Annotated in this window: 27 protein-coding genes and 1 other RNA gene; 14 read left to right on the plus strand and 14 right to left on the minus strand. The window is 59.8% G+C overall.

Annotated features, from left to right (window positions below; translation table 11 throughout):
• The first annotated feature begins 152 nt into the window (after positions 1-152).
• Complete coding sequence (locus EGJ09_RS11535; RefSeq protein ID WP_177433153.1) at positions 153-785, plus strand: hypothetical protein; 633 nt, start codon at positions 153-155, stop codon at positions 783-785.
• A gap of 35 nt (positions 786-820) precedes the next feature.
• Here EGJ09_RS11535 and EGJ09_RS11540 read toward each other — a convergent pair whose 3' ends face one another.
• The 6 genes from EGJ09_RS11540 to EGJ09_RS11565 form a co-directional block, all read right to left on the minus strand.
• Positions 821-1,489, minus strand: a complete 669-nt coding sequence (locus EGJ09_RS11540; RefSeq protein WP_125923870.1) for an RES family NAD+ phosphorylase — start codon at positions 1,487-1,489, stop codon at positions 821-823.
• A gap of 249 nt (positions 1,490-1,738) precedes the next feature.
• Positions 1,739-1,912, minus strand: coding sequence for a bacteriocin immunity protein (locus EGJ09_RS11545; RefSeq protein ID WP_125923871.1), 174 nt, complete (start codon positions 1,910-1,912; stop codon positions 1,739-1,741).
• Positions 1,860-2,123: a bacteriocin immunity protein gene (locus EGJ09_RS11550; RefSeq protein WP_125923872.1), complete on the minus strand. Its 264-nt coding sequence runs from the start codon at positions 2,121-2,123 to the stop codon at positions 1,860-1,862. Before EGJ09_RS11550 ends, EGJ09_RS11545 begins: the two co-directional genes overlap by 53 nt.
• Positions 2,124-2,254: 131 nt before the next feature.
• Entirely contained in the window at positions 2,255-2,518 is a 264-nt protein-coding gene (locus EGJ09_RS11555) for a bacteriocin immunity protein (RefSeq protein ID WP_125923873.1), read from the minus strand.
• Complete coding sequence (locus EGJ09_RS11560) at positions 2,515-4,776, minus strand: S-type pyocin domain-containing protein (protein WP_125923874.1); 2,262 nt, start codon at positions 4,774-4,776, stop codon at positions 2,515-2,517. Before EGJ09_RS11560 ends, EGJ09_RS11555 begins: the two co-directional genes overlap by 4 nt.
• 113 nt (positions 4,777-4,889) lie before the next feature.
• Entirely contained in the window at positions 4,890-5,369 is a 480-nt protein-coding gene (locus EGJ09_RS11565; protein WP_039604488.1) for an Lrp/AsnC family transcriptional regulator, read from the minus strand.
• Positions 5,370-5,496: 127 nt separating this feature from the next.
• On the opposite strand from EGJ09_RS11565, the gene EGJ09_RS11570 reads away from it, so the two are divergent.
• Entirely contained in the window at positions 5,497-6,690 is a 1,194-nt protein-coding gene (locus tag EGJ09_RS11570; RefSeq protein WP_125923875.1) for a methionine gamma-lyase, read from the plus strand.
• A 185-nt stretch (positions 6,691-6,875) separates the two neighbouring features.
• On the opposite strand, the gene EGJ09_RS11575 is transcribed toward EGJ09_RS11570, so the two are convergent.
• The gene (locus EGJ09_RS11575; protein ID WP_012312843.1) at positions 6,876-7,313 is read right to left on the minus strand and encodes a YhcB family protein; all 438 of its coding nucleotides are present in this window, start codon (positions 7,311-7,313) and stop codon (positions 6,876-6,878) included.
• A gap of 136 nt (positions 7,314-7,449) precedes the next feature.
• On the opposite strand from EGJ09_RS11575, the gene EGJ09_RS11580 reads away from it, so the two are divergent.
• The 3 genes from EGJ09_RS11580 to zapE all read left to right on the plus strand — a co-directional run bounded on the left by EGJ09_RS11580 (position 7,450) and on the right by zapE (position 10,640).
• Positions 7,450-8,085, plus strand: coding sequence for an alpha/beta hydrolase (locus EGJ09_RS11580; RefSeq protein WP_125923903.1), 636 nt, complete (start codon positions 7,450-7,452; stop codon positions 8,083-8,085).
• 25 nt (positions 8,086-8,110) lie between these two features.
• Positions 8,111-9,460 carry a tryptophan--tRNA ligase gene (locus EGJ09_RS11585; protein ID WP_046784839.1) on the plus strand — a complete coding sequence of 450 codons (1,350 nt, stop codon included), beginning with the start codon at positions 8,111-8,113 and terminating at the stop codon, positions 9,458-9,460.
• Positions 9,461-9,545: 85 nt separating this feature from the next.
• Complete coding sequence (gene zapE, locus EGJ09_RS11590) at positions 9,546-10,640, plus strand: cell division protein ZapE (protein ID WP_039603943.1); 1,095 nt, start codon at positions 9,546-9,548, stop codon at positions 10,638-10,640.
• Positions 10,641-10,813: 173 nt separating this feature from the next.
• Here zapE and EGJ09_RS11595 read toward each other — a convergent pair whose 3' ends face one another.
• Both EGJ09_RS11595 and EGJ09_RS11600 read right to left on the minus strand, forming a co-directional pair.
• The gene (locus EGJ09_RS11595; RefSeq protein WP_172655354.1) at positions 10,814-11,734 is read right to left on the minus strand and encodes a GlxA family transcriptional regulator; all 921 of its coding nucleotides are present in this window, start codon (positions 11,732-11,734) and stop codon (positions 10,814-10,816) included.
• Between the two features lie 205 nt (positions 11,735-11,939).
• Positions 11,940-12,980: an NADP(H)-dependent aldo-keto reductase gene (locus tag EGJ09_RS11600; protein ID WP_119688319.1), complete on the minus strand. Its 1,041-nt coding sequence runs from the start codon at positions 12,978-12,980 to the stop codon at positions 11,940-11,942.
• Between the two features lie 257 nt (positions 12,981-13,237).
• Here EGJ09_RS11600 and rplM point away from each other — a divergent pair, with 257 nt between their 5' ends.
• The 7 genes from rplM (at position 13,238) to EGJ09_RS11635 (ending at position 18,106) form a co-directional block, all read left to right on the plus strand.
• On the plus strand, positions 13,238-13,666 hold the full coding sequence (gene rplM / locus EGJ09_RS11605; RefSeq protein WP_008097538.1) for a 50S ribosomal protein L13: 429 nt from the start codon (positions 13,238-13,240) through the stop codon (positions 13,664-13,666).
• A 14-nt stretch (positions 13,667-13,680) separates the two neighbouring features.
• The gene (gene rpsI, locus EGJ09_RS11610) at positions 13,681-14,073 is read left to right on the plus strand and encodes a 30S ribosomal protein S9 (RefSeq protein WP_046784841.1); all 393 of its coding nucleotides are present in this window, start codon (positions 13,681-13,683) and stop codon (positions 14,071-14,073) included.
• A 263-nt stretch (positions 14,074-14,336) separates the two neighbouring features.
• Positions 14,337-14,930, plus strand: a complete 594-nt coding sequence (gene petA / locus EGJ09_RS11615) for a ubiquinol-cytochrome c reductase iron-sulfur subunit (protein WP_039604011.1) — start codon at positions 14,337-14,339, stop codon at positions 14,928-14,930.
• The gene (locus EGJ09_RS11620; RefSeq protein WP_042111179.1) at positions 14,930-16,141 is read left to right on the plus strand and encodes a cytochrome bc complex cytochrome b subunit; all 1,212 of its coding nucleotides are present in this window, start codon (positions 14,930-14,932) and stop codon (positions 16,139-16,141) included. The genes petA and EGJ09_RS11620 overlap by 1 nt, the downstream gene beginning before the upstream one ends.
• A complete protein-coding gene (locus EGJ09_RS11625) occupies positions 16,141-16,920 on the plus strand; it encodes a cytochrome c1 (protein WP_012312852.1) in 780 nt (259 codons plus the stop codon). Before EGJ09_RS11620 ends, EGJ09_RS11625 begins: the two co-directional genes overlap by 1 nt.
• A gap of 120 nt (positions 16,921-17,040) precedes the next feature.
• A complete protein-coding gene (locus EGJ09_RS11630) occupies positions 17,041-17,664 on the plus strand; it encodes a glutathione S-transferase N-terminal domain-containing protein (protein ID WP_046784843.1) in 624 nt (207 codons plus the stop codon).
• 10 nt (positions 17,665-17,674) lie between these two features.
• A complete protein-coding gene (locus EGJ09_RS11635; RefSeq protein ID WP_046784844.1) occupies positions 17,675-18,106 on the plus strand; it encodes a ClpXP protease specificity-enhancing factor in 432 nt (143 codons plus the stop codon).
• A gap of 51 nt (positions 18,107-18,157) precedes the next feature.
• On the opposite strand, the gene EGJ09_RS11640 is transcribed toward EGJ09_RS11635, so the two are convergent.
• The 5 genes from EGJ09_RS11640 to EGJ09_RS11660 all read right to left on the minus strand — a co-directional run bounded on the left by EGJ09_RS11640 (position 18,158) and on the right by EGJ09_RS11660 (position 21,899).
• Complete coding sequence (locus EGJ09_RS11640; RefSeq protein ID WP_046784845.1) at positions 18,158-18,376, minus strand: YgdI/YgdR family lipoprotein; 219 nt, start codon at positions 18,374-18,376, stop codon at positions 18,158-18,160.
• 79 nt (positions 18,377-18,455) lie between these two features.
• A complete protein-coding gene (locus EGJ09_RS11645) occupies positions 18,456-19,034 on the minus strand; it encodes a BON domain-containing protein (RefSeq protein ID WP_115273637.1) in 579 nt (192 codons plus the stop codon).
• Entirely contained in the window at positions 19,031-19,624 is a 594-nt protein-coding gene (locus tag EGJ09_RS11650; protein WP_008097558.1) for a phosphoheptose isomerase, read from the minus strand. The genes EGJ09_RS11645 and EGJ09_RS11650 overlap by 4 nt, the downstream gene beginning before the upstream one ends.
• A gap of 86 nt (positions 19,625-19,710) precedes the next feature.
• On the minus strand, positions 19,711-20,082 hold the full coding sequence (locus EGJ09_RS11655) for a YraN family protein (RefSeq protein WP_046784846.1): 372 nt from the start codon (positions 20,080-20,082) through the stop codon (positions 19,711-19,713).
• Entirely contained in the window at positions 20,082-21,899 is a 1,818-nt protein-coding gene (locus EGJ09_RS11660) for a penicillin-binding protein activator (protein ID WP_125923876.1), read from the minus strand. Before EGJ09_RS11660 ends, EGJ09_RS11655 begins: the two co-directional genes overlap by 1 nt.
• A 187-nt stretch (positions 21,900-22,086) precedes the next feature.
• Here EGJ09_RS11660 and rsmI point away from each other — a divergent pair, with 187 nt between their 5' ends.
• Positions 22,087-22,962, plus strand: coding sequence for a 16S rRNA (cytidine(1402)-2'-O)-methyltransferase (rsmI, locus tag EGJ09_RS11665; RefSeq protein WP_046784848.1), 876 nt, complete (start codon positions 22,087-22,089; stop codon positions 22,960-22,962).
• A 66-nt stretch (positions 22,963-23,028) separates the two neighbouring features.
• An RNA gene (gene rnpB / locus EGJ09_RS11670) (RNase P RNA component class A) lies at positions 23,029-23,402 on the plus strand.
• Positions 23,403-23,471: the final 69 nt, after the last annotated feature.

Below are 23,471 nucleotides of genomic sequence, written 5' to 3' on the forward strand. Positions count from 1 at the left end.
CTTCGGCGGGGTTTTTTGTTCTTGAAGGGCGCATGGTCACCCGCTACAACCTGTGGCTGATATTGACAGGTGGACATGTTGACAAGTTGACATGTTTTTCGGCTAGGTCTAGCCTGTGCATAGAGGGACGATTCAGGCCCTGAGGAGGCACCATGACAATTGCTGCACACGAAGCAGTCCACCCTGCAATCGCTCGCCTCGAGGCCGCCAAAGCGGCCTTGCGTGAGCGATTTGAAGAGCACCTTGCCCGCGCATCGGCAGCGGTAGTGCTGAAAGCTGTGGCCCTTGCGGACGAAAAAGCGTTTGCAGCACTTGCCAAGGTGGACGTGGAGTCGAAGCGAAGTGTCGTAACGCGTAATCAGGAAGCCATGGCTAGGATGAAAGCGCGTGCGTTCGAGCGTGTCGCCAGCCGTTGCGAGTTGCTGGACGCCAAGGCAGCGCACGAGATATTGGGCATTACCAAACAGGCACTGAGCCAGAAGACCAAGGCTGGAAACCTACTGGCCTACACCAATATCGGTAACCGCAGAAAATTTTACCCGGCGTTCCAGTTTGCCGAGAACAAGCCAAGGGTGGTTATTGCGAAGCTGATCAAGGCGCTCGCTGTCGACCCGGCAGATACCGAGGCCATGAATTTTCTGGTTCAGCATCTGGTCGGCCAGATGGAGTTTTCCGAGCCTGGAGAACCGAGCAATGAAGTGCCGCGTTTCGAGTTGCTGGACGATAGTGATGCGTTGGCAATCATCAAGCGTGACTATGTAAATGCCATGGAAGCCGGGCAGTGAGTCGCGGCCCTATCAAAGGTCGAGTACTTGAGCCCTTACTCCAGGGCAACGCCTAGGCTGTCCAGAAACTCGATGGCTGTTTCACCATTCGAGAATACTGCCTCCATCACACGCCGATGACTCATCGCTTCCACTTGGGGTGTGCGCCCTTCGAACAAAACAAGATTGCAGCCATTCATGGAGCCGGTCACGGTGTACACCGCTGACTGGTAAAGCAGCCCATCAATCTCAGCTAGCTGCATGCACGCCTGGCTGAATTTCTGGGGAAGGGCGTAACCCTGCCTGCCTTGGCCCTTGGCTTGCACGATATCTCGCACTTTGTGATGAGTGGCCCTGTTCGCCAGGGCAGCCACGTCCACGACACTCAGGTTGCGAGCCGCCTTGAGCTGGTGCAGTGACGTCTGCTCGAGCTGTGAGAGGCGTACCTGCTGATCATCAACGCCCTGGCCAGGCTGAAAGGACTCGGCCACGGCAACTTCTTCGGAGAAACCCAGGTAATAGACGCCGACTTGTTTGGCGGGGTCAGCGTAGCGGGTATCGGAGTTAGCGCGATAGTTTATGGGGTTGGCGTCGTAGCGAGAAGGTTGAACACGATGTAGAAGCGTATGTACAGGAATTTGTCGCACCAATTCCGGGTATCTGTTAAGCGCTTGCAGTACTTGCTCAGCGATATCCTTATCGTGCTGCCGTATTTGAGTGCCCATGAAATCCCTCCGACCGATTGCGTAGGTGATGAAACCGCTAAGAAGGCTCGGGCCAGCTAGTTTTACTTGCCTTCGACGGTTTTAAAGTGCCGGTCGTAGTCGCTTTGTCTTTCGCACCCTTGCTTGTAAGGGGCCATGTCACGGCCGAATTTCAGGTCCTGCTAATCCGGCAACAGAAAGAATTTACCATCGACGCAGCCGGACAAAAGCAGTATCAACACAAGCGCAGGTTTTCTCATTTCGCATCCTTTAGCACGGTAAGCCCTTTGATCTTCGCCAGGCCATGATACGTGCGATCACCTGCTCGGCGCTGCATTCGTGCTCGGAATTGGGGTGGTAGATAAGGTCCGAGCCATTGGGGTTGGGAGGGTCAGATCTCTTTGAACCCAGGTTTGCCGTTAGCTGCGCGCCATTGTTTGACAATGCTCAGTACTGATTCGAGCTCACCTTGATCGTTATTCTCGGGCCAGTAAATCAGGTCTGTTCCGCTAGGGTGCTCGGTTATTGCAGAGAAGTGTTCCAGCAATGGATCCAAGATCTCATCCGGTTCTTCGGCGTTGGCGCGATAAATTTCCTTCAGAAATTCAATGAATTCCAACTCCGTATAATCGTTGTAGTGGGGCTTGAGGCTCATGGTTTCTCTCCATAATGGATCTGCTGATGAGCTGCTGGTGGCCTTTTTCTACTGATACGTAGGTTTATTCGACAGCCACGAAGTGGAAAAGGCAAAGACCCCGAGTTCTCAGGGTCTCTGGGTAGTACCTATTAGGACGGCTTAAAGCCATCTTTGTCATTAGCTAGGCGCCATTCTTTAATGATTCTAAGTATTTCCTCTGGCTCACCCTCTTTGCTGGAAGCAGGCTTGTACAAGAGATTAATACCAGAGGGGTGCTCAATAATTTTTCTGAAATGTAGTAGCAGGGGGGCTAGCACAGCGTCAGGCGCGTCGTCATTTGCTCTGTCGATTTCTTTCAAGAAATTCAAAAACTCTTCTTCTGTATAGTCGCTTAGTTTTTCTTTGAAAATCATTGGTTGTCTCCATAATGAATTTTATTATGAGCTGCCGGGGTTACGATCTTGATGTTGTCCATGTCGTAGACCCCGCCGCCCTCACTTATCGGCGTGGTGTGGTGGAGTACGTACGTTAATTGGCTCATGTATATGTCGCTGTCATCTACAGCTGGAGCATTCCCATTTTTTCTCATCCGGCGCAAGCTTCTTTCGTCGAACTGCTTTGAAAGCTCTGAGTCATTCGCGATGGCCTTCCAGAACTTTCTTCGGAATCCATCGAAATTTCTGTACTCCGCACCTCTGAGAAGGTCAGCAATATGGGCAGGGATTGGCGCGCCGTTTTCCCGAGTGCCGTCTGCAAGCCAAGGTCCTGTTACCTGAATGCCGATCCCTGTAGCAGTCCCTGGCTCATAGCGAGGGCTTTTGAACACCACCAGAATAGGCGGCAATCCCGAGTCGATCGGGAACGTGATGATCAGACGTTCCTGATCCAGCAAATCCAGCGCTGGGTAGCTTTCCGTCTCGTTACTTACAGGGCTCAGGCTGCTGCCGGTGTAGATGATAGTACCCGGTGGCGCTGGAGGGAGGCTTGTCGAGCTTCCGCTCTCACCGCCTGGCGCGCGGATGGGCGTCCATGTCAGGATTCGCTGCGGATTGTCCAGCACCAGGCTGTAAACCTGCCGCGCGCTGTCGAACGTCGCCGCTCTTACCCCAATAGGCTTGCCGCCGGGTACTACGTACAGCCTCACCTCATCATCATCTTCATTGCCAGCAAGCAAATAGGGCACATCAACGCTGGCAGATGACATGGCCAGTGCTGTCAGGTCAGGCCCGGCTGGCGGTGACAGGCTGGAGAGTGGGGTGCTGACAAGGTAGCGCCGATCAGCGTTACCGAGTGTTGATGGCCAAGCTGCTGCCAGAGTGGTGACGATGAACTGAGGAGCAGCCGCAACGGCCACCGTCCCCATGCGAGCTACTGCTGCTTTGATAGCCTCCAGCATTGCAGTGGACGCACTTTCCGCTAGTGCGAACGTTGCCGCGCCGATCGGAGTGATGGTGGGTACTGAGGATGCGGTTCGGGCATCGCTGATGTAGCTGATGCGTTGGCGTGCCGCTTCTTGGCGCTGACGTTCAGCGTGTGCTGCCGCGTGCCTGGCTTGAAGTTGCTCCACCTCAATGGCGCGCTGAGCCAGGTTGCCCATCGCAGCGCTGAACCCTTGCATGTAGCGAATGGATTCGGTCAGCGCGAGTGCGCGATGGTAGTCCGCCCACAGTTGTCCGGCTCGACGTGTGGCCTGCTCATCGACCAAATGTTGCAAGGCTTCGGTTTGCGGCTTGGACAGTGGCCCGATGATGTTCGGGTTGGATTCGCTGAATGCCGGTACTTGCGCCTTCTTGGCCTCAATCAGACCGTTGGCGGTATTCAAGTATGCCGACAGCCGCTGGGGCAGGGTATCGGTATCCTGAATGGACGTGGCCTGAACCACCTGATGCTGTACGAAGTTAGGCAGACAGTCGAAACAGATCTGCTGCTCCAATTGTATCTGCCGGATCCTGCGCTCGATTGCCTTTGGCAGATCCACATGGGGCTGTTCCAGTTCCGCCTTGTCCAGTTGCCGAGCCAGATCGGGAAGATCGGCTGCCAGTGCACGGTACTTTTCTGCTAAGAGGTGGAGCCGATAGGCTGCATTTACGGAGGCATCAAAGGTTACCCAGATCTTTCTGCCCCATTCCTCGGGTGTGGTACTGAAGTCGAATGCCCCATCGTCACCAAGGCGGGAGGCAAATGAGTCGTAACGTTTAAAAAAGGGAATTGCGCCATAGAATCCAACGGCTGCCGGCACGATTTGCAGGTAGTCGCTGCGCCAACGTTGCAAATTGGCCATTGTCAGTTGCTGCTTCAGCTCGATTAACTGAGTGGGGCTGGTTGCCGTAGTGCTTGCTTGTTGTTGAATGGCTGCGCGTTCTGCTTCGATTTGCGCGGGAAGCTGTTGCATAGCCGGCGCGTATTGCAAGGCGTAGCCGTTGTTGACGGCCTTGTGCTCCTCGCCGAAAACCGTTCGCCAGCCTTTTTCACGGGCAAACCGGCTAGGCCCTCCGGTACCTCGTGGTCGCCCTGCATCGAGCCCCCATCCGCCATAGCCGGGGCCTCCACCGCCAGCAACAGATGTGAACGGTGTTCTGTGAGGTTCGTTGGGGCTGATCCATGTGGCTTCGAGGTATACCGGCGCGCGAACGTGCGTGTTTTCTGAATGGACAGTTTGTTTTTGAGCCATGTAGACATCCTCCTGGTCGCTACATGGTCAGCGTGCTCCAGGCGGTTTTCCCCGTATGTCAGGCACGGCCTGTCAACCAGTAGGAGCCTTCCTACCGGCTTGAAAGATCTCATTCAGATATGCGTTTCCGACACGGGGATCACGCGTTTTTCCTTAACTGCCTTGTAGGAAAAACTCGAATAGATCTCCTTCACCCCGGGCAAGCGCTGCAGCACTTCGCGGGTAAATTCGCCGAACGACTCCAGGTCCCGTGCGAGGATTTCCAGCAGGAAGTCATAGCGCCCGGAGATGTTGTGGCAGGCGACGATCTCGGGGATTTCCATCAGCCGCTGCTCGAACGCCAGCGCCATTTCCTTGGTGTGCGAGTCCATCATGATGCTGACGAAGGCAGTCACCCCAAACCCCAGCGATTTGGGCGACAGAATGGCCTGGTAGCCGGTGATGTAGCCGTTGTCTTCCAGCAGCTTGACCCGTCGCCAGCAGGGCGAGGTGGTCAGGGCTACCTGGTCGGCGAGTTCGGCGACGGTGAGGCGGGCGTTGTCCTGTAAGGCGGCGAGTAGGGCGCGGTCGGTGCGGTCGAGGCTTGAAGGCATGTTTTGCCCTCCTGGTCCGTTAATTGTTGTTTTTGTTCCAGCAAGCACGCAGATGCGTGGGCTATTTTGGAAAAAATCAGGCAGCTCGGTGGCATAAGCTTATAACAAACCACAAGAGGCTGTTGCGATGCGCGACTCCCATAACAACACCGGTTTTTCCACACGGGCCATTCACCATGGCTACGACCCGCTTTCCCACGGTGGTGCCCTGGTGCCACCGGTGTACCAGACCGCTACCTATGCCTTCCCGACTGTCGAATACGGTGCTGCCTGCTTCGCCGGGGAGGAGGCGGGGCACTTCTACAGCCGCATCTCCAACCCCACCCTGGCCTTGCTTGAGCAGCGCATGGCCTCGCTGGAGGGCGGTGAGGCGGGATTGGCGCTGGCGTCGGGGATGGGCGCCATCACTTCGACCATCTGGACCCTGCTGCGGCCTGGTGATGAGTTGATCGTCGGGCGCACCTTGTATGGCTGCACCTTCGCGTTCCTGCACCATGGCATCGGCGAGTTCGGGGTCAAGATTCGCCATGTCGACCTTAACGATGCCAAGGCCCTGAAAGCGGCGATCAACGGCAAAACGCGGATGATCTACTTCGAAACGCCGGCCAACCCCAACATGCAATTGGTGGATATAGCGGCCGTCGTCGAGGCAGTGCAAGGCAGTGATGTGCTTGTGGTGGTCGATAACACCTACTGCACGCCTTATCTGCAGCGGCCGCTGGAGCTTGGGGCGGACTTGGTGGTGCATTCGGCGACCAAGTACCTTAGTGGCCATGGCGATATTACCGCCGGCCTGGTGGTGGGGCGCAAGGCGCTGGTCGACCGCATTCGCCTGGAAGGGCTGAAAGACATGACCGGGGCTGTGCTTTCGCCGCATGACGCTTCGCTATTGATGCGCGGTATCAAGACCCTTGCACTGCGCATGGACCGGCACTGCGCCAATGCACTGCAGGTGGCGCAGTTCCTGGCTCGGCAGCCGCAGGTGGAGCTGATTCACTACCCGGGGTTGCCGTCGTTTGCCCAGTACGAACTGGCACAGCGGCAGATGCGTTTGCCGGGCGGGATGATTGCCTTTGAGCTTAAGGGCGGGATCGAGGCCGGGCGGCGCTTCATGAATGCGCTGCAGCTGTTTGCCCGTGCGGTAAGCCTGGGGGATGCCGAGTCGCTGGCGCAGCACCCGGCGAGCATGACCCATTCCAGCTACACACCTCAGGAGAGGGCGCATCACGGGATATCGGAGGGGCTGGTGAGGTTATCGGTGGGGCTGGAGGATGTGCAAGACCTGCTGGCGGACATCGAGCAGGCGCTGGGGCATCTGTAGGAGCGGCCTTGTGCCGCGAAAGGGGCGCGCAGCGGCCCCCGGATTTCAGCCATCCTGCAAGATTGCCGGGGCTGCTTTGCAGCCCGTTCGCGGCGCGAGGCCGCTCCTACACTGGGTCGTGCACGGGCAGGAAAACGGCATCCACAAAAAAGGCCTCTTACGAGGCCTTTTACGTGTTCAGCAGATCAACGCTTGAGCCCGTAGCTCTCGTCAAGCATGCCCGGCGAGTTCGGCGCTTTTGGCGCATAGTCGCGCGGTACTTCGGCGGTGTCCTTCGGCGGCGTCAGGCGGTCACGTGGTGCCTGGGCCGACTCGGAGTGCAGTGCAGCCAGCAGGCGCTGGCGAGTGACTTCATCAAGGGCCAGGCTATTGGCGCCTTCGGCCAGGTGATCCTGGACATCCTGGTAGCTCTGGGTCAGTTTCTTGACCAGCATTGCGGTGCTGTTGAAGTGGGTGACCACTTCGTTCTGGTAGCTGTCGAAGCGCTTCTGGATGTCGTCCAGTTGGCGCTGGGTGTTGGTCGGCGCAGCATTGGGCAGCAGGCGGGCCACGATGAAACCGACCGCCACACCGATGACCAGGGCCAGGGTTGGCAACAACCAAACAAGGAGCGAGAGTTCCACGAGTCCTTCCTCTATAAACGGCTTTGCTTTACGTTAACGGCTCAGACCTGCGCTGTATACCGCGAGCGATCGCAAATCAGAACAGAATTCCTACCCTAGACGAATCGACCCCCTTCGAGGTCACGGAGTGAGTGCCTTGCTTGTCCGCGAAACCCCCTTGTTCATCGATGGCCCCGTCGGCCAGCTGGAAGCCTTGTACCTGGACGTGGCCGACGCCCGTGGCGCGGTGCTGATCTGCCACCCCAATCCGGTTCAGGGTGGCACCATGCTCAACAAGGTGGTCTCTACCCTGCAGCGCACGGCACGCGACGCTGGCTACGTGACATTGCGTTTCAATTACCGCGGTGTTGGCCAGAGCGCGGGTAGCCATGACATGGGCGCTGGTGAAGTGGCCGACGCACAAGCTGCCGCAGCCTGGTTGCGCGAAAAACACCCGCACCTGCCGCTGGTGTTGATGGGCTTCTCGTTCGGCGGCTTTGTCGCCACCAGCCTGGCCGGGCGCCTTGAGAGCGCCGACGTCACGCTGCAGCACCTGTTCATGATTGCCCCGGCCGTGATGCGCCTGACTGCAGAGTTCCCCTTGCCGCAGCGCTGCCCGATCACCGTGGTGCAGCCAGATGCCGACGAAGTCGTTGCACCGCAGCTCGTTTACGAATGGTCTGACGCGCTGTCGCGCCCCCATGAGCTGCTGAAAGTGGCAGAATGCGGACACTTCTTCCATGGCAAGCTGACCGATCTGAAGGATCTGCTGCTGCCGCGCCTTTCGAATTGAGCCAAGCCTGAATAAGCGAACACCCATGACCACGCGCATTCTCACTGGTATCACCACCACCGGTACCCCACACCTGGGCAACTACGCCGGTGCCATTCGCCCGGCGATCGTCGCCAGCCAGCAGCCGGGGGCCGACTCGTTCTACTTTTTGGCCGACTACCACGCCCTGATCAAGTGCGATGACCCGCTGCGCATTCAGCGCTCGCGTCTGGAAATCGCTGCTACCTGGCTGGCCGGCGGCCTCGACCCGGACAAAGTGACCTTCTACCGTCAGTCCGATATTCCCGAGATTCCCGAGCTGACCTGGCTGCTCACCTGCGTCGCGGCCAAGGGCCTGCTCAACCGTGCGCACGCCTACAAGGCTTCGGTGGACAAGAACCTCGAAAATGGCGAAGACCCGGACGCCGGCGTGACCATGGGCCTTTACAGCTACCCGGTGCTGATGGCGGCGGACATCCTGATGTTCAACGCGCACAAGGTGCCGGTCGGTCGCGACCAGATCCAGCACGTGGAAATGGCCCGTGACATCGGCCAGCGCTTCAACCACCTGTTCGGCCAAGGCAAGGACTTCTTCGCCTTGCCAGAGGCGGTTATCGAAGAAAGTGTGGCGACGTTGCCTGGCCTGGACGGGCGCAAGATGTCCAAGAGCTATGACAACACCATCCCGCTTTTCTCCAGCGCCAAGGACATGAAGGACGCCATTTCGCGCATCGTCACCGACTCGCGTGCACCTGGCGAAGCGAAAGACCCGGACAACGCGCACCTGTTCACCCTGTTCCAGGCCTTCTCGACGCCGGTGCAATGCGCCGAGTTTCGCGAAGAACTGCTGCAGGGCCTGGGCTGGGGCGAGGCCAAGCAGCGCCTGTTCCAGCTGCTTGACGGGCAACTGGCCGAGAAGCGTGAGCACTATCACCAACTGATTTCCCGCCCGTCGGACCTGGAAGACATCCTGCTGGCCGGCGCTGCCAAGGCCCGCAAGACCGCCACGCCGTTCCTCGAGCAACTGCGCGAGGCCGTTGGCCTGCGCTCGTTCCGTAGCAGCGTGCAGGCCACTACAGAGGTGAAGAAGAAGGCCGTCAAGAGCGCACGCTTCGTCAGCTTCCGTGACGAGGACGGCAGCTTCCGCTTCCGCCTGTTGGCCGCTGATGGCGAGCAACTGCTGTTGTCTCGCAGCTTCGCCGACGGCAAGAGCGCGGGTGCGGTGAGCAAGCAGTTGCAGCAGGGCGGCGACGCCGATGTGCGTGTCGAAGGCCTGGGCTTCAGCTTGTGGCTGAACGGCGAGCAGGTTGCCGACGGGCCGCAGTTTGCCAGTGCCCAGGCCCGTGACATGGCCGTTCAAAGCCTGCGTGAGGCCCTGGCGCCGCAGCAGGACTGAGACAGTTTGACGCAAGTCTGATTGCCATTAGGCGGGCCGGTCGCTACAGTGACGGCCCGTTTTTTGTTGCCTCGCTAACGAAATCATGACGCCCCTAGAACGATATCAAGCAGATCTGAAACGTCCCGACTTCTTCCATGATGCGGCGCAGGAAACTGCGGTGCGTCACTTGCAGCGCCTGTACGACGACCTGGTGCACGCGCAGAACAACAAGCCGGGCATGTTCGGCAAGCTGTTCGGCAAGAAGGAGCAGACGCCGGTCAAAGGCCTGTATTTCTGGGGCGGGGTAGGCCGGGGCAAGACCTACTTGGTCGATACCTTCTATGAAGCGCTGCCGTTCAAGCAGAAGATGCGTACGCACTTCCACCGCTTCATGAAGCGGGTGCACGAGGAGATGAAAACCCTCAAGGGCGAGAAGAACCCGCTGACCCTGATCGCCAAGCGCTTCAGCGATGAAGCCAAGGTGATCTGTTTCGACGAATTCTTCGTCTCCGACATCACCGATGCCATGATCCTCGGCACCCTGATGGAAGAGCTGTTCAAGAACGGCGTATCGCTGGTGGCGACCTCCAACATCGTCCCCGACGGCCTGTACAAGGATGGCCTGCAGCGTGCGCGCTTCCTGCCGGCCATCGCCATGATCAAGCAGTATACGGACGTGGTGAACGTCGACAGCGGGGTCGACTACCGCCTGCGTCACCTGGAGCAGGCCGAACTGTTCCACTTCCCGCTCGACGAGGCTGCCGAGCAGAGCATGCGTGCGAGCTTCAAGGCGCTGACACCCGAGTGCACCCAGGCCGTCGACAATGACGTGCTGATGATCGAGAACCGCCCGATCCATGCGCTGCGTACCTGTGACGATGTCGCCTGGTTCGACTTCCGCGCCCTGTGCGACGGGCCGCGCAGCCAGAACGACTACATTGAACTGGGCAAGATTTTCCATGCCGTGCTGTTGAGCAACGTCGAGCAGATGGGCGTCACCACCGACGACATCGCCCGGCGCTTCATCAACATGGTGGACGAGTTCTACGACCGCAACGTCAAGCTGATCATTTCGGCCGAGGTAGAGCTGAAGGATTTGTACACCGGTGGGCGCCTGAGCTTCGAGTTCCAGCGCACCTTGAGCCGGTTGCTGGAGATGCAGTCGCACGAATTCCTGGCCCGCGCGCACAAGCCCTGAGGTCCTTGCGCTGTAGGAGCACCTTGCCGGGGCGCCGGACCGGTCGGAAAGGGTCGCGCAGCGGCCCCGATGTTTTTTGTTGCGCCACAGAACCTGGGGCCGCTGCGCGCCCCTTTCCGACCGGTCCGGCGCCCCGGCAAGGCCGCTCCTACAGATGGTCGCTTGGGCTGAATTCAGGCTTCCTGCATAAACTGCTGCCGATACTGGTTCGGCGACAACTCCGTGTGCTGGCGGAACAGCCGCGCAAAGAAACTCGCATCGTCATAGCCGACTTCATAGCTGATGGTCTTGATGCTCTTGCGTGTGCTCGACAGCAACCCTTTGGCTGTTTCTATCCGTAGCCGCTGCAGGTAGTGCAGCGGCTTGTCGCCGGTCGCGCCCTGGAAGCGCCGCATGAAGTTGCGGATGCTCATGCCATGGTTGCGGGCCACATCCTCGAAGCGGAACTTGTCGGCGAAGTGCTCCTCGAGCCAGTGTTGAATCTGCAGGATGATCAGGTCCTGGTGCAGCTTCTGCCCACCGAAACCCATGCGCCCAGGGGTGTAGTTGCGCTGCACTTCGTAGAGGATGTCACGGGCCACGGCGCGGGCCACGTTGGCCCCGCAGAAGCGTTCGATCAGGTAGATGTACAGGTCGCAGGCCGAGGTGGTGCCGCCGGCGCAGTAAAGGTTGTCGGCGTCGGTCAGGTGCTTGTCCTGGTTCAGCCGGATCTTCGGGTAGCGCTCGGCGAAGCTGGTGAAGAAGCGCCAGTAGGTGGTCGCCTCCTTGCCGTCGAGCAGGCCGGACTCGGCCAGCCAGAATACCCCGCTGGCTTCAGCGCAGAGTACGGCGCCGCGGGCATGTTGCTCGCGCAACCAAGGCAGCACTTGCGGATAACGTTGCAGCAGGTTGTCGAAGTCTTCCCAGAAGGCTGGGAGGATGATCACATCGGCGTCGTCCAGGCCGCCATCGACCGGCAACTGCACATTGCTGAAACTGTCCACCGGCTGGCCGTCGGGGCTCACCAGGCAGATCTCGAACATGGGCTGCAGGCCCAGGCCCAGCTGTTTGCTGTAGCGCAGGCTGGCGAGGTGGAAAAAGTCCTTGGCTTGCATCAAGGTCGAAGCGAACACCTTGTCAATGGCCAGGATGCTGACGCGCCGCAATGACGCGGAGGGTTGGGTAAACATCATTGTCATTGTTCTTATAGGGTAGAGTGGTCAATCACCGGCTGGATCGTCTTATGTTTTTTGTCGAGCTGCAAGCGGCAAGAAAAAAGCAGAGGCTGCGACACCGCTCTGCTTTTTCTTGCAGCTTTGTTCAAGGTGCCGGGTTGGGCTGCTCCTGATGAACGGCCTCGATCGCCGCCAGCAGCTCATCACTCAGGTTCAGCTCCAGGCTTTTGAGGTTGCTCTGAAGTTGTACCAGGTCAGTGGCACCGATGATGTTGCTGGTCACGAAGGGCTGGCGGGTGACGAATGCCAGGGCCATTTGTGCCGGGTCCAGCCCGTGTGCCTGGGCCAGTTGCACATAGCGGCTGCAGGCCGCCACGGTCTGCGGGTTGGAGTAGCGGGCGAAGCGGCTGAACAGGGTCAGGCGGCCTTTTTCCGGCCGGGCGCCGTTCTCGTATTTGCCCGACAGCATGCCGAAGGCCAGCGGCGAGTAGGCCAGCAGGCCACACTGCTCGCGGATGGCCACTTCCGCCAGGCCCACCTCGAAGCTGCGGTTGAGCAGGTTGTACGGGTTCTGGATCGACACCGCCCGGGGCCAGCCGCGGGTTTCGGCCAGGTGCAGGAACTTCATGGTGCCCCACGGCGTTTCGTTGGAAAGGCCAATGTGGCGGATCTTGCCTGCCCGCACCTGCTCGTCGAGCACCTCGAGGGTTTCTTCCAGGGGGGTGAACAGGTCATGCGGCAGGTGCTGGTAACCCAGCTTGCCGAAGAAGTTGGTGCTGCGCTCCGGCCAGTGCAGCTGATACAGGTCGATACGGTCGGTTTGCAGGCGCTCAAGGCTCGCATCCAGCGCCGCCACGATGTGCTGGCGGTTGTGCTTGAGCTGGCCGTCGCGGATGTGGCTGATACCGTTGCCGGGGCCGGCGACCTTGCTGGCGAGAATCCAGTCATCGCGGTCGCCGTGCTGGCGGAACCAGTTGCCGATGATGCGCTCGGTGGCGGCATAGGTCTCGGGGCGGGGCGGCACCGGATACATTTCGGCGGTGTCGATAAAATTGACCCCGCTGGTTTTGGCCAGTTTGATCTGGGCGAAGGCCTCGGCCTCGTCGTTCTGCTCGCCCCAGGTCATGGTGCCCAGGCACAGGGCGCTGACATCGAGATCGGTACGGCCGAGCTTGCGGTATTCCATCGGGAAAACACTCCTTGGCAAAGACACCCATAAAAGCAGGTTGAAATTTTTCGCGCAATCTGGATAATTCGGCCCCTCTCCGTGTGGCGGAAGTGATGCACCACCACGCAGGAAGAACCCCGTCGAACATTGGCGTGCCCGACCCGAGCCCCCAAAAGCGTCTGTGTTCGGCTGCGCGCTTGCCCTTGGCAAGCTGTGCACTATCCAGTAAGATTCGCCGTCTATTTTTCGCTGGGCGGCCTCTGAGGCTTTAGAGAATGAAAACTTTTACTGCTAAACCGGAAACAGTAAAGCGCGAGTGGTTCGTAGTCGACGCCGCTGGCCAGACCCTGGGTCGTCTGGCTACCGAAATCGCTAGCCGTCTGCGTGGCAAGCACAAACCAGAATACACTCCTCACGTTGACACCGGCGACTACATCGTCGTCATCAACGCCGAGCAAATCCGTGTAACTGGCGCCAAGTCTTCCGACAAGATGTACTACTCCCACTCCGGCTTCCCGGGCGGTATCAAGGAAATCAACTTCGAGAAGTTGATCGCCAAGGCCCCTGAGCGTGTTATCGAAACCGCGGTCAAAGGCATGCTGCCGAAGAACCCGCTGGGTCGCGACATGTACCGTAAGCTGAAAGTGTACGCGGGTGCTGCTCACCCACACACTGCTCAGCAGCCTCAAGAACTGAAGATCTAACGGGATAGTTCATTATGTCGGCGACTCAAAATTACGGCACTGGCCGTCGCAAGACCGCAACCGCTCGCGTTTTCCTGCGTCCGGGTACTGGTAACATCTCCATCAACAACCGTCCTCTGGACACCTTCTTCGGCCGCGAAACCGCTCGTATGGTTGTTCGCCAGCCGCTGGAGCTGACCGAGACCACCGCGAAGTTCGACATCTACGTCACCGTTGCCGGTGGTGGTGTCAGCGGTCAAGCCGGTGCGATCCGTCACGGTATCACCCGCGCTCTGATGGAATACGACGAAACCCTGCGTGGCGCCCTGCGTCGTGCTGGCTACGTCACCCGCGACGCTCGTGAAGTCGAGCGTAAGAAAGTGGGTCTGCGTAAAGCGCGTAAGCGTCCTCAGTACTCCAAGCGTTAATACCGCTTCGGCAGTCGAAAAAAGCCCGGTTCTTTGGAACCGGGCTTTTTTTATGGCTTGAACTAACCTGTCAGCATGTCCGTGGTGTCCTGTCGCATAGACGCAGATCAAGCAAAGCGAGGGTTGTAGCCCATACCTGGGTTAATCACCTTGTCACTGTGTGGATTTGTTTCTTACCATGGCGGCCAATTTGGGGTGCCACAGACATTACCTAAGTACAGGCCTGATCCAACAGGCCAAGCAAGCTGATGGGAGAGGACTGAATGAGCAATGACGGCGTCAACGCAGGCCGGCGCCGCTTCCTCGTAGCCGCGACATCCGTGGTCGGGGCAGCGGGGGCAGTGGGGGCTGCGGTACCGTTCGTGGGGTCATGGTTTCCCAGCGCCAAGGCGAAGGCGGCCGGGGCACCGGTGAAGGTCAACATCGCCAAGGTTGAGCCTGGGCAGCAGATGGTTGCGGAATGGCGTGGCCAGCCTGTGTTCATCGTGCGGCGAACGGATGAGATCCTCGGTAACCTGAAAAAAGTCACTGCCGAGCTCGCCGACCCTGAATCGAAGGCCTCCGTACAGCCGGAGTACGTCGACCCCCAGGTACGCTCGATCAAGCCGGAAATCCTCATTCTCGTGGGCCTGTGCACTCACCTTGGGTGCTCACCGACCTTCCGCCCGGAAGTCGCGCCCGCCGATCTGGGGCCCAAGTGGGTGGGCGGCTATTTCTGCCCCTGCCATGGTTCCCACTACGACCTGGCGGGGCGTGTCTACAAATCGCAGCCAGCGCCTCTCAACCTGCCAGTGCCGCCGCACTCTTACGAGTCGGATGACATCGTCGTCATCGGCGTCGACCAGGAGAAAGCATGATGAGCAAGTTCATGGACTGGATTGATGCTCGCTTCCCCGCCACCAAGATGTGGGAAGAGCACCTGAGCAAGTATTACGCGCCCAAGAACTTCAACTTCCTGTATTTCTTCGGCTCGCTGGCCCTGCTGGTGCTGGTCAACCAGATTGTCACCGGTGTATGGCTGACCATGAGTTTCACGCCCTCGGCGGAGGAGGCCTTCGCTTCGGTCGAGTACATCATGCGTGACGTGGAGTACGGCTGGATCCTGCGCTACCTGCACTCCACCGGTGCTTCGGCGTTCTTTGTCGTGGTCTACCTGCACATGTTCCGCGGCCTGCTCTATGGCTCCTATCAGAAGCCACGTGAACTGGTCTGGCTGTTCGGCATGCTGATCTACCTGGCGCTGATGGCCGAGGCCTTCATGGGCTATCTGCTGCCGTGGGGTCAGATGTCTTACTGGGGGGCGCAGGTGATCATCTCGCTGTTCGGTGCCATTCCGGTGATCGGCGACGATCTCACCCAATGGATTCGTGGTGACTACCTGATTTCCGGCATTACCCTGAACCGCTTCTTCGCGCTGCACGTCGTGGCCCTGCCGATCGTCATTCTCGGGCTGGTCGTGTTGCACATCCTGGCCCTGCACGAGGTGGGTTCGAACAACCCGGACGGGGTCGATATCAAGAAGAAAAAGGACGAAAACGGCATCCCGCTGGATGGTATTCCGTTCCACCCTTACTACACCGTCAAGGACATTGTCGGCGTGGTGGTGTTCCTGTTCGTGTTCTGTGCGGTAGTGTTCTTCTTCCCGGAAATGGGCGGTTACTTCCTGGAAAAACCCAACTTCGAACAGGCCAATGCGTTCAAGACGCCTGAGCATATTGCGCCGGTCTGGTACTTCACGCCCTTCTACGCGATTCTGCGTGCGGTGCCCGACAAGCTTATGGGCGTAATCGCCATGGGGGCGGCGATCGCCGTGCTGTTCGTATTGCCTTGGCTCGATCGAAGCCCGGTACGCTCCATGCGCTACAAGGGCTGGATCAGCAAGGTCTTCCTGCTGGTGTTCTGCATTTCCTTCGTCATCCTCGGCATTTTGGGGGTGCTGGCACCTACGCCAGGTCGCACGCTGCTGTCGCAGGTGTGCACCGTGCTGTACTTCGCCTACTTCCTGCTGATGCCGTTCTACACAAGGCTTGAGAAGACCAAACCGGTTCCGGAAAGGGTGACTGGCTGATGAAAAAGTTGATTGCAGTATTTTTGCTGGCAGTGATGCCTGCCTTTTCCTTTGCTGCCGGACCGGGGCTGGAGCTGGACAAAGTCGATATCGACCTGACGGACAAGGCTGCGATGCAGGATGGCGCACGGACTTTCGCCAACTATTGCATGGGTTGCCACAGTGCCAAGTTCCAGCGTTACGAGCGCGTAGCCGATGACTTGGGAATACCCCATGAGTTGATGCTGGAGAAGCTGGTGTTCACGGGTGCCAAGATCGGCGACCACATGAACATCGGCATGAAGCCCGATGACGCCAAGACCTGGTTCGGTGCTGCGCCACCGGACCTTACCCTGGTTGCCCGGGTGCGTGGTACCGACTGGCTGTACACCTACCTGCGCAGCTTCTATGAGGACAAGTCGCGACCTTACGGGGTTAACAACAAGGTGTTCCCGAATGTCGGTATGCCCAATGTGCTGGTCGGGCTGCAGGGCAATCAGGTGATCGGGTGCAAGCAGGTGCAGATGGTGGTCGATGGCAAGAAGCAATTCGACCCCTTGACCGGCAGCCCTTTGACCCATGAAGCGTGTGACCAGCTGACCATCACGCCGAATTCCGGTACCCTGACGCCTGAGCAGTTCGACGAGAAGGTCAAGAACCTGGTGACCTTCCTGGCCTATTCGGCCAACCCGGTCAAACTGGAAAGCCAGCGCATCGGCACGTATGTGTTGCTGTACCTGGCCTTCTTCTTCGTGTTCGCCTACTTGCTCAAGCGCGAATACTGGAAGGACGTGCACTGATCACGCAGTAGTTTCTGGTAGTTGAACGCGCCCTGGGCGCTCCCTCGTGTATGCGAAGGGGCCTCCAGGGCGCGTTTGCATTTGCAGTTTCACAAGCATCCCCATGCGAGGAGGCGCTACATGGGCGCGACCATCAGGTTAGCCTGCTATTCCGACCCCGCTGACCATTATTCTCATCGGGTACGCCTGGTTCTCGCCGAGAAAGGTGTCAGCGTGCAGATCATCGACGTCGATCCCGGTCGTCTGCCACCCAAGCTGGGTGAAGTGAACCCTTACGGCAGCGTGCCGACCCTGGTCGACCGCGATCTTGCGTTGTATGAATCGACCGTGGTGATGGAATACCTCGAGGAGCGTTATCCGCATCCGCCCCTGATGCCGGTGTATCCGGTGGCGCGTGGTAACAGCCGCTTGTTGATGCATCGCATTCAGCGTGACTGGTGCGCGCTGGCCGATACCGTGCTCGATTCGCGCAGCAGTGATGCCGCTCGTGCCGAGGCGCGCAAGGCACTGCGTGAGAGCCTGACGGGCGTCTCGCCATTGTTCAACGAGTTCGCTTGTTTCATGAGCGATGAGCAAAGCCTGGTCGATTGTTGTCTATTGCCCATACTCTGGCGTTTGCCGGTACTGGGTATCGAATTGCCGCGGCAAGCAAAGCCGCTGCTGGATTATATGGAGCGGCAGTTCGCCCGTGAGCCTTTCCTGGCGAGCCTGTCCTCCGTTGAACGTGAAATGCGCAAGCTTTAAGGAGCCGTTGATGAACTCCAGTCGCCCCTATCTGGTTCGAGCACTGTACGAGTGGATCGTCGACAACGATTGCACGCCCCATATGCTGGTCAATGCCGAATATCCGGCAGTCCAGGTGCCGCAAGGTTTCGCCAGTGACGGCCAGATCGTCCTGAACATTTCCCCAAGTGCCGTGCGCAGCCTGCACATGGACAACGACGCGGTGAGCTTCGAGGGGCGCTTCGGTGGCGTTGCCCACTCGTTGTTCGTGCCGGTCGGCGCGATTCTGGGCATTTATGCCCGGGAGAACGGCCAAGGCATGGTCTTCGAGCTGGAGCCTCCGTTGATGGAGGGTGAAGAGCTGGAAGACGAGGGTGTCGAGCCGGATGATGATGGCCCGCCGGAAGGTGGGGGGCAGCCGCCGCGCCCGAGTGGTCGGCCGAGCCTGAAGGTGGTCAAGTAACAAAAAAGGCGATCCGGTTGGGTCGCCTTTTTCTTTGCAGCACGGTGGTGGTTACAGGTCGCTGATGGTGCGAATCTGGTCACGGTTAACGCGGGTCTGTTTACCGTCGAGCTGCTGGAACTCGTAGAAGCCGGAGTCCTGATCAAACTGTGGTTCGTCAACGGTCTGGAATTCGCGACCGTCGTTCAGGGTGATCAGGCTAGGGGTGGAGCAGCCGGCCAGGGTGGCGAAGGCGCCGATCAACAGGGCGGGCAGCAGAAGCTTTTTCATGCGGTGTTTCCTGAAGTTCTGAAGGTGGAGCCATTAGGATGCCTGTACCGGTATGCGAGGGCCGGTGCAGGCAAGCGTATCAGTCGATGTACTCGAACAGCTTGACGATCTTTTGCACGCCCGACACGCCCTGTACCACGGCAGTGGCGGAGTTGGCTTCCTGCCGGGTAACCAGGCCTAGCAGGTAGACGATACCGTTCTCGGTGATGACCTTGATGCGTGAGCTGGGCACGGCATTGTCGGTGAGCATCTGGGTCTTGATCTTGGTGGTCAGCCAGGCGTCGTTATTGCGCGCAAGGATGGAGGAGGGTTGCATCACCTGCAGCTCGTTATGCACCCGCTTGACCCGCTGCACCTGGCTGGCAGTCTGCTCGGCCAGGCTCTTCAGGTCGGCGCGCGGGGTTTGGCCGGCGAGCAGGACAATGCCGTTGTAGCTGCTGACGACAATGTGCGAACCCTTGTCCAGATCAGGGTTGGCCTTGGAGATGTTTACAGCGGCCTTGGTTTCGATCAACGAGTCGTCGATCTTGCTGCCGATGGTGCGAGTGCCGCGATCATCCTCGATCGGCGAATTGCGGGTCGAGGTCAGTACCGAGCTGCAGCCGGTGACGCTCAGGCACAGGGTCAGGGCCATCAGGCCGAGGCGCTTGGGGATCATTCTTCACTCCCGAACAGTTGGCTGTCGATCAGATCACACAGGCAGTGGATCGCCAGCAGGTGGACTTCCTGGATGCGTGCAGTGACCGTCGAGGGTACGCGGATCTCCACGTCCTCGGGCAACAGCAGCGAAGCCATGCCGCCACCGTCACGCCCGGTCAATGCTACGACAATCATTTCGCGATCATGTGCCGCCTGGATCGCTTGAATCACGTTTGCCGAGTTGCCGCTGGTCGAAATCGCCAGCAGGACGTCGCCGGGCTGGCCCAAGGCGCGAATCTGCTTGGAAAAGATTTCGTTGTAGCTGTAGTCGTTGGCAATCGAGGTCAGTGTCGAGCTGTCGGTGGTCAAAGCGATTGCCGGCAGGCTCGGACGCTCGCGCTCAAAGCGGTTGAGCAGCTCCGAAGAGAAATGCTGGGCGTCGCCGGCCGAGCCGCCGTTGCCGCAGGCGAGCATCTTGCCCTCGTTGAGCAGCGCATTGACCATGACCAGGCTGGCCTGCTCGATGTGCGGTGCCAGGATGTCCATTGCCTGTTGCTTGGTATCGATGCTGGCCTGGAACAGCCGGCGAATTCGGGATTGCATGTCCATCTGGTGACCTTAAGTGGGGCGGTGGCCTTTGCTACGCGCAACAGGGACCAGCCCGCGAAACATAGAGCAAAAATAGGGGAGTGGGTTCAGCATTCGAAGGCGTTTTTCAGCCATTGAAGCGGCCTGCCTGCATGGTGGCTACCCTGCAAGGCGACAACATCGAAGCGGCAAGGGTGGTTGGCCCAGCAAGACTCCTTCAGCAGAAAAAGGCTGGCGGCATGCACCAGTCGCTTCTGCTTGCGCCCGTCGATACTGCCCAGGGCGCCACCGAAGCCCGCGTGCAACCGATAGCGGACTTCGACGAATACTACTGTATCGGTGTCGAGCATGACCAGATCAAGCTCGCCGCCTTTGCATCGCCAATTGCGCGTCAGCAGTTGCAGGCCTTGCCCTTGAAGAAACTCAAGGGCCTGGTTTTCTGCGGCCTGGCCGGCGCTGGTTGGCGATGCTTGGGGCATCAGCGGATGGTATCGGGCAGGCGCTTGACCTGGCCGCCAGAGAATTCAGCCCATGGCAGCTGGCGCTCGATGCGCTGGCTGGCGCTCATGCTCAGGCTGCCGGAAAGGCCTTGTACACGGTTGTCCGGCAGTGCTTTGAGCTGGCCCAGGCGTGGCGCCAGGCTATAGGCGTCTACACCCATTGCATACAGGCGGCCGAGGCTGCCAGCGGCTTGTGGCCACTGCTGAACCACCTGCTGGCGCAGGCTGTTGGTGGTGTCGAGCAGCCACGGGGTTTCGCAGAAGCGAATGCCGTTCATGTCTTTGTACTGGTTGACGTCACCGCTGGCGCTGTAAAGATTCGAGGTGGCGTAGACCGGAACGTCGCCAGCGTACTGGAAGTTCAGGGTCGGTTTGATCTGCTGCGCCTGTTGCGGGGTCGAGGCCAGGAAGATGAAGTCGATGTCCTGGCGGCGCGATGGCTGCGCGGCAATGGTGCCGCCCACGGTGCTTTGCAGGCTCTGTGCGCGGCCTTCGCTCTGGCGCAGCTGGAACAGGTTGGCGATCTGCTGGGCCAGGGCGACCGGCTGGGCGATGCGCTCGGCGGCGATGATGGTGCCGCCATTGCCTTCCCAGTCCTGGCGGAACGCGGCAAGCACGCGTTCGCCCCATTCACCGCTCGGCACCAGGGCCACTGCGCGAACCATGCCGTCGGCGCGGGCGCGGCGCGAGACTTCGCGGGCTTCGTCTTCAGCCGCCAGGCCGAACTGGAACAGTTGTGGTGGGGCGTTCTGGCCGGCGTCGGCGTAATTCAGGGCGAGGGTCGTGATGGGCAGCTGCGCATTGGCGGCCAGTTTCTTTACCAGCGCTTTTTCCAGGGGGCCGACTACCAGTTGCACGCCATCGGCCTGGGCCAGACGATAGAACTCGTCCAGCGAGCCGATGCGTGAGCTGTCGTACACCTGTACGGCCGGCGCTTGCTGGCCAGCTTGCTGGGCCTGGAAGTGCGCGGCCATGAAGCCGTCACGCAGGGCGCGGGCGACACCGGCAAGCGGGCCTTCCTGGGGCAGCAGCAGACCGATCTTGGTCAGCGGCTGGCTTGCCAGTTCCTTGAGCTTGACCAGAGCCGATGGCAGCTGCTGTGCCGCGGGGTGGTCGGGGTGCTGCTTGCGCCAGGTTTCGATGGCGGCCTGTTGCTGCTCCAGGGTGCCGGCGCTTTTCACGGCCAGGGCCAGGCTGGTCCAGCCGGCCAGGGTCTGGTCGCCGGCGGGCTGCTGCAGTTGCTCTGCCGGCAGCGAGGCGACCAGGGCCCAGATCGCGTCATTGTTGGCGCTGGCAGCCTGGCCGCTGAGCAGTGGGGCCAGCATTACGCGCTGTTGTGCAGCGGCCAGGGCCTGGCCGTCGGCTTCAAGGGCGGCGGCGTGGACGCCATAGGTGCGCACCTGCTGCTCTGCCGGCAGTTGGGCGAGGTGCTGCAGGCTGCTGTGCGAGAGGGCGCTGAGGGCGGCTTTGGGCTGGTTGCGGCTCATGGCCAGTTCGGCGCCAAGTGTGGCGGCGAAGATTTGTTGGGCGGGCTTGAGCGTATCCATGGGGACCTGCTCGAGGATGCGTGCGGCGCGCGGGTAATCCTTCTGCTTGTAAGCCAGGTCGGCAGCGCTCAGGCGCAGCAGGGCGGCATCTTCGGCAGACGTGCTGGCCGCCGCTTTTTCGAGCAGTTGCTCGATGCTGGCGTCCGGCGTGCGTGGCAGCTCTCCGAGGCTGGATGAGGGCGAGCTGGCGCAGGCTGCCAGCAGGGCAGCGAGGCAGAGGGCTGTGAGCAGCCGCAGGCAAGCGATCATGTAAAGGTCCTGTTACTCGATCAAGTTGGCCGGCAATTGTACCCAAGCGTTGGCCGGGGCGCGATGTTGCTGAACGGGAACCTTCACTATAGGTGTACTTGACGTGGCCGCAGGTGAAGTTCTTTGCGCCCTGTTACCGGCGCTCGGGCTACAATGGCGCCTTTGATCCGAAAGGCAGGTGTGCGCAGTGACTGATGTGGCAGGGGCTTCGAAATCCACCGTGGGGACGCTGTATGTGGTCGCAACCCCCATTGGCAACCTCGACGACATGAGCGCCAGGGCATTGAAGGTGCTGGCCAACGTCGCCTTGATCGCTGCCGAGGACACCCGGCACTCGATCCGCCTGCTGCAGCATTTCGGCATCGATACGCCGCTGGCAGCCTGTCACGAGCACAATGAGCGGGACGAAGGCGGGCGATTCATCACCAAGCTGTTGGCCGGTGAGGATGTGGCGTTGGTTTCCGATGCCGGTACACCGTTGATTTCCGATCCTGGCTACCACCTGGTGCGTCAGGCGCGAGCCGCAGGCGTCGATGTGGTGCCTGTGCCTGGCGCCTGCGCGCTGATCGCCGCGCTTTCGGCGGCCGGGCTGCCCTCCGATCGGTTCATTTTCGAAGGTTTCCTCCCCGCCAAAAGCGCCGGTCGCCGTGGCCGGCTCGAACAGGTGAAGGAGGAGCCGCGCACGTTGATTTTCTACGAAGCGCCTCATCGTATTCTTGAGTGTCTGGAGGATATGAAGCTGGTGTTCGGTGCCGAGCGCCCGGCGTTGCTCGCACGTGAGCTGACCAAAACCTTCGAGACCCTCAAAGGGTTGCCGCTCGCAGAGTTGTGCGAGTTCGTGGCGGGTGACAGTAACCAGCAGCGCGGCGAGTGCGTGGTGTTGGTCGGTGGCTGGAGTGCGCCGGAAGGTGAGGCGGCGATCAGTGTTCAAGCGCAGCGTGTGCTGGACCTGCTGCTGGCCGAGTTGCCGCTCAAGCGTGCGGCGGCCTTGGCGGCCGAGATCACCGGTGTGCGCAAGAACCTGTTGTATCAGGCGGCACTGGAAAAGCAGAAACCGCAGTAGTGGCAATTTGATATAGTTGCGGTATTGCTTGTTCTTGAGCGCAGCTGCCGTTAACCTTGGCGCCGGAGAGTCGATCGGACAGTCGCTGCCTGCTTTTGTTCCGCAACTTTTGTTGCGTAACGGCGGGGGGAGGAAAGTCCGGGCTCCATAGGGCAGAGTGCCAGGTAACGCCTGGGAGGCGCGAGCCTACGGAAAGTGCCACAGAAAATAACCGCCTAAGCACTTCGGTGCCGGTAAGGGTGAAAAGGTGCGGTAAGAGCGCACCGCACGTCTGGCAACAGTTCGTGGCTAGGTAAACCCCACTCGGAGCAAGACCAAATAGGGTTCCATCAGGCGTGGCCCGCGTCGGAACCGGGTAGGTTGCTAGAGGCGTCCAGTGATGGCCGTCGTAGAGGAATGACTGTCCTCGACAAAACCCGGCTTACAGATCGACTCTCCACCTCTCCTCCCTTCTGCTCGATCGATAGCAGAGCGCGTTTGTAATACCGAAAAGATCTTACTCTTAATAA

Origin of the sequence: Pseudomonas sp. p106 (genome assembly GCF_003936645.1) — a bacterium.
GTDB classification, from domain to species: Bacteria; Pseudomonadota; Gammaproteobacteria; order Pseudomonadales; family Pseudomonadaceae; genus Aquipseudomonas; species Aquipseudomonas putida_E.

Coding starts and splice junctions, on each gene's coding strand:
- EGJ09_RS11535 (WP_177433153.1), top strand. CDS start 153: ATGACAATTGCTGCACACGAAGCAGTCCACCCTGCAATCGCTCGCCTC.
- EGJ09_RS11540 (WP_125923870.1), bottom strand. CDS start 1,489: ATGGGCACTCAAATACGGCAGCACGATAAGGATATCGCTGAGCAAGTA.
- EGJ09_RS11550 (WP_125923872.1), bottom strand. CDS start 2,123: ATGAGCCTCAAGCCCCACTACAACGATTATACGGAGTTGGAATTCATT.
- EGJ09_RS11555 (WP_125923873.1), bottom strand. CDS start 2,518: ATGATTTTCAAAGAAAAACTAAGCGACTATACAGAAGAAGAGTTTTTG.
- EGJ09_RS11560 (WP_125923874.1), bottom strand. CDS start 4,776: ATGGCTCAAAAACAAACTGTCCATTCAGAAAACACGCACGTTCGCGCG.
- EGJ09_RS11565 (WP_039604488.1), bottom strand. CDS start 5,369: ATGCCTTCAAGCCTCGACCGCACCGACCGCGCCCTACTCGCCGCCTTA.
- EGJ09_RS11570 (WP_125923875.1), top strand. CDS start 5,497: ATGCGCGACTCCCATAACAACACCGGTTTTTCCACACGGGCCATTCAC.
- EGJ09_RS11585 (WP_046784839.1), top strand. CDS start 8,111: ATGACCACGCGCATTCTCACTGGTATCACCACCACCGGTACCCCACAC.
- zapE (WP_039603943.1), top strand. CDS start 9,546: ATGACGCCCCTAGAACGATATCAAGCAGATCTGAAACGTCCCGACTTC.
- EGJ09_RS11595 (WP_172655354.1), bottom strand. CDS start 11,734: ATGCAAGCCAAGGACTTTTTCCACCTCGCCAGCCTGCGCTACAGCAAA.
- EGJ09_RS11600 (WP_119688319.1), bottom strand. CDS start 12,980: ATGGAATACCGCAAGCTCGGCCGTACCGATCTCGATGTCAGCGCCCTG.
- rplM (WP_008097538.1), top strand. CDS start 13,238: ATGAAAACTTTTACTGCTAAACCGGAAACAGTAAAGCGCGAGTGGTTC.
- rpsI (WP_046784841.1), top strand. CDS start 13,681: ATGTCGGCGACTCAAAATTACGGCACTGGCCGTCGCAAGACCGCAACC.
- petA (WP_039604011.1), top strand. CDS start 14,337: ATGAGCAATGACGGCGTCAACGCAGGCCGGCGCCGCTTCCTCGTAGCC.
- EGJ09_RS11620 (WP_042111179.1), top strand. CDS start 14,930: ATGAGCAAGTTCATGGACTGGATTGATGCTCGCTTCCCCGCCACCAAG.
- EGJ09_RS11625 (WP_012312852.1), top strand. CDS start 16,141: ATGAAAAAGTTGATTGCAGTATTTTTGCTGGCAGTGATGCCTGCCTTT.
- EGJ09_RS11630 (WP_046784843.1), top strand. CDS start 17,041: ATGGGCGCGACCATCAGGTTAGCCTGCTATTCCGACCCCGCTGACCAT.
- EGJ09_RS11635 (WP_046784844.1), top strand. CDS start 17,675: ATGAACTCCAGTCGCCCCTATCTGGTTCGAGCACTGTACGAGTGGATC.
- EGJ09_RS11640 (WP_046784845.1), bottom strand. CDS start 18,376: ATGAAAAAGCTTCTGCTGCCCGCCCTGTTGATCGGCGCCTTCGCCACC.
- EGJ09_RS11645 (WP_115273637.1), bottom strand. CDS start 19,034: ATGATCCCCAAGCGCCTCGGCCTGATGGCCCTGACCCTGTGCCTGAGC.
- EGJ09_RS11650 (WP_008097558.1), bottom strand. CDS start 19,624: ATGGACATGCAATCCCGAATTCGCCGGCTGTTCCAGGCCAGCATCGAT.
- EGJ09_RS11655 (WP_046784846.1), bottom strand. CDS start 20,082: ATGCCCCAAGCATCGCCAACCAGCGCCGGCCAGGCCGCAGAAAACCAG.
- EGJ09_RS11660 (WP_125923876.1), bottom strand. CDS start 21,899: ATGATCGCTTGCCTGCGGCTGCTCACAGCCCTCTGCCTCGCTGCCCTG.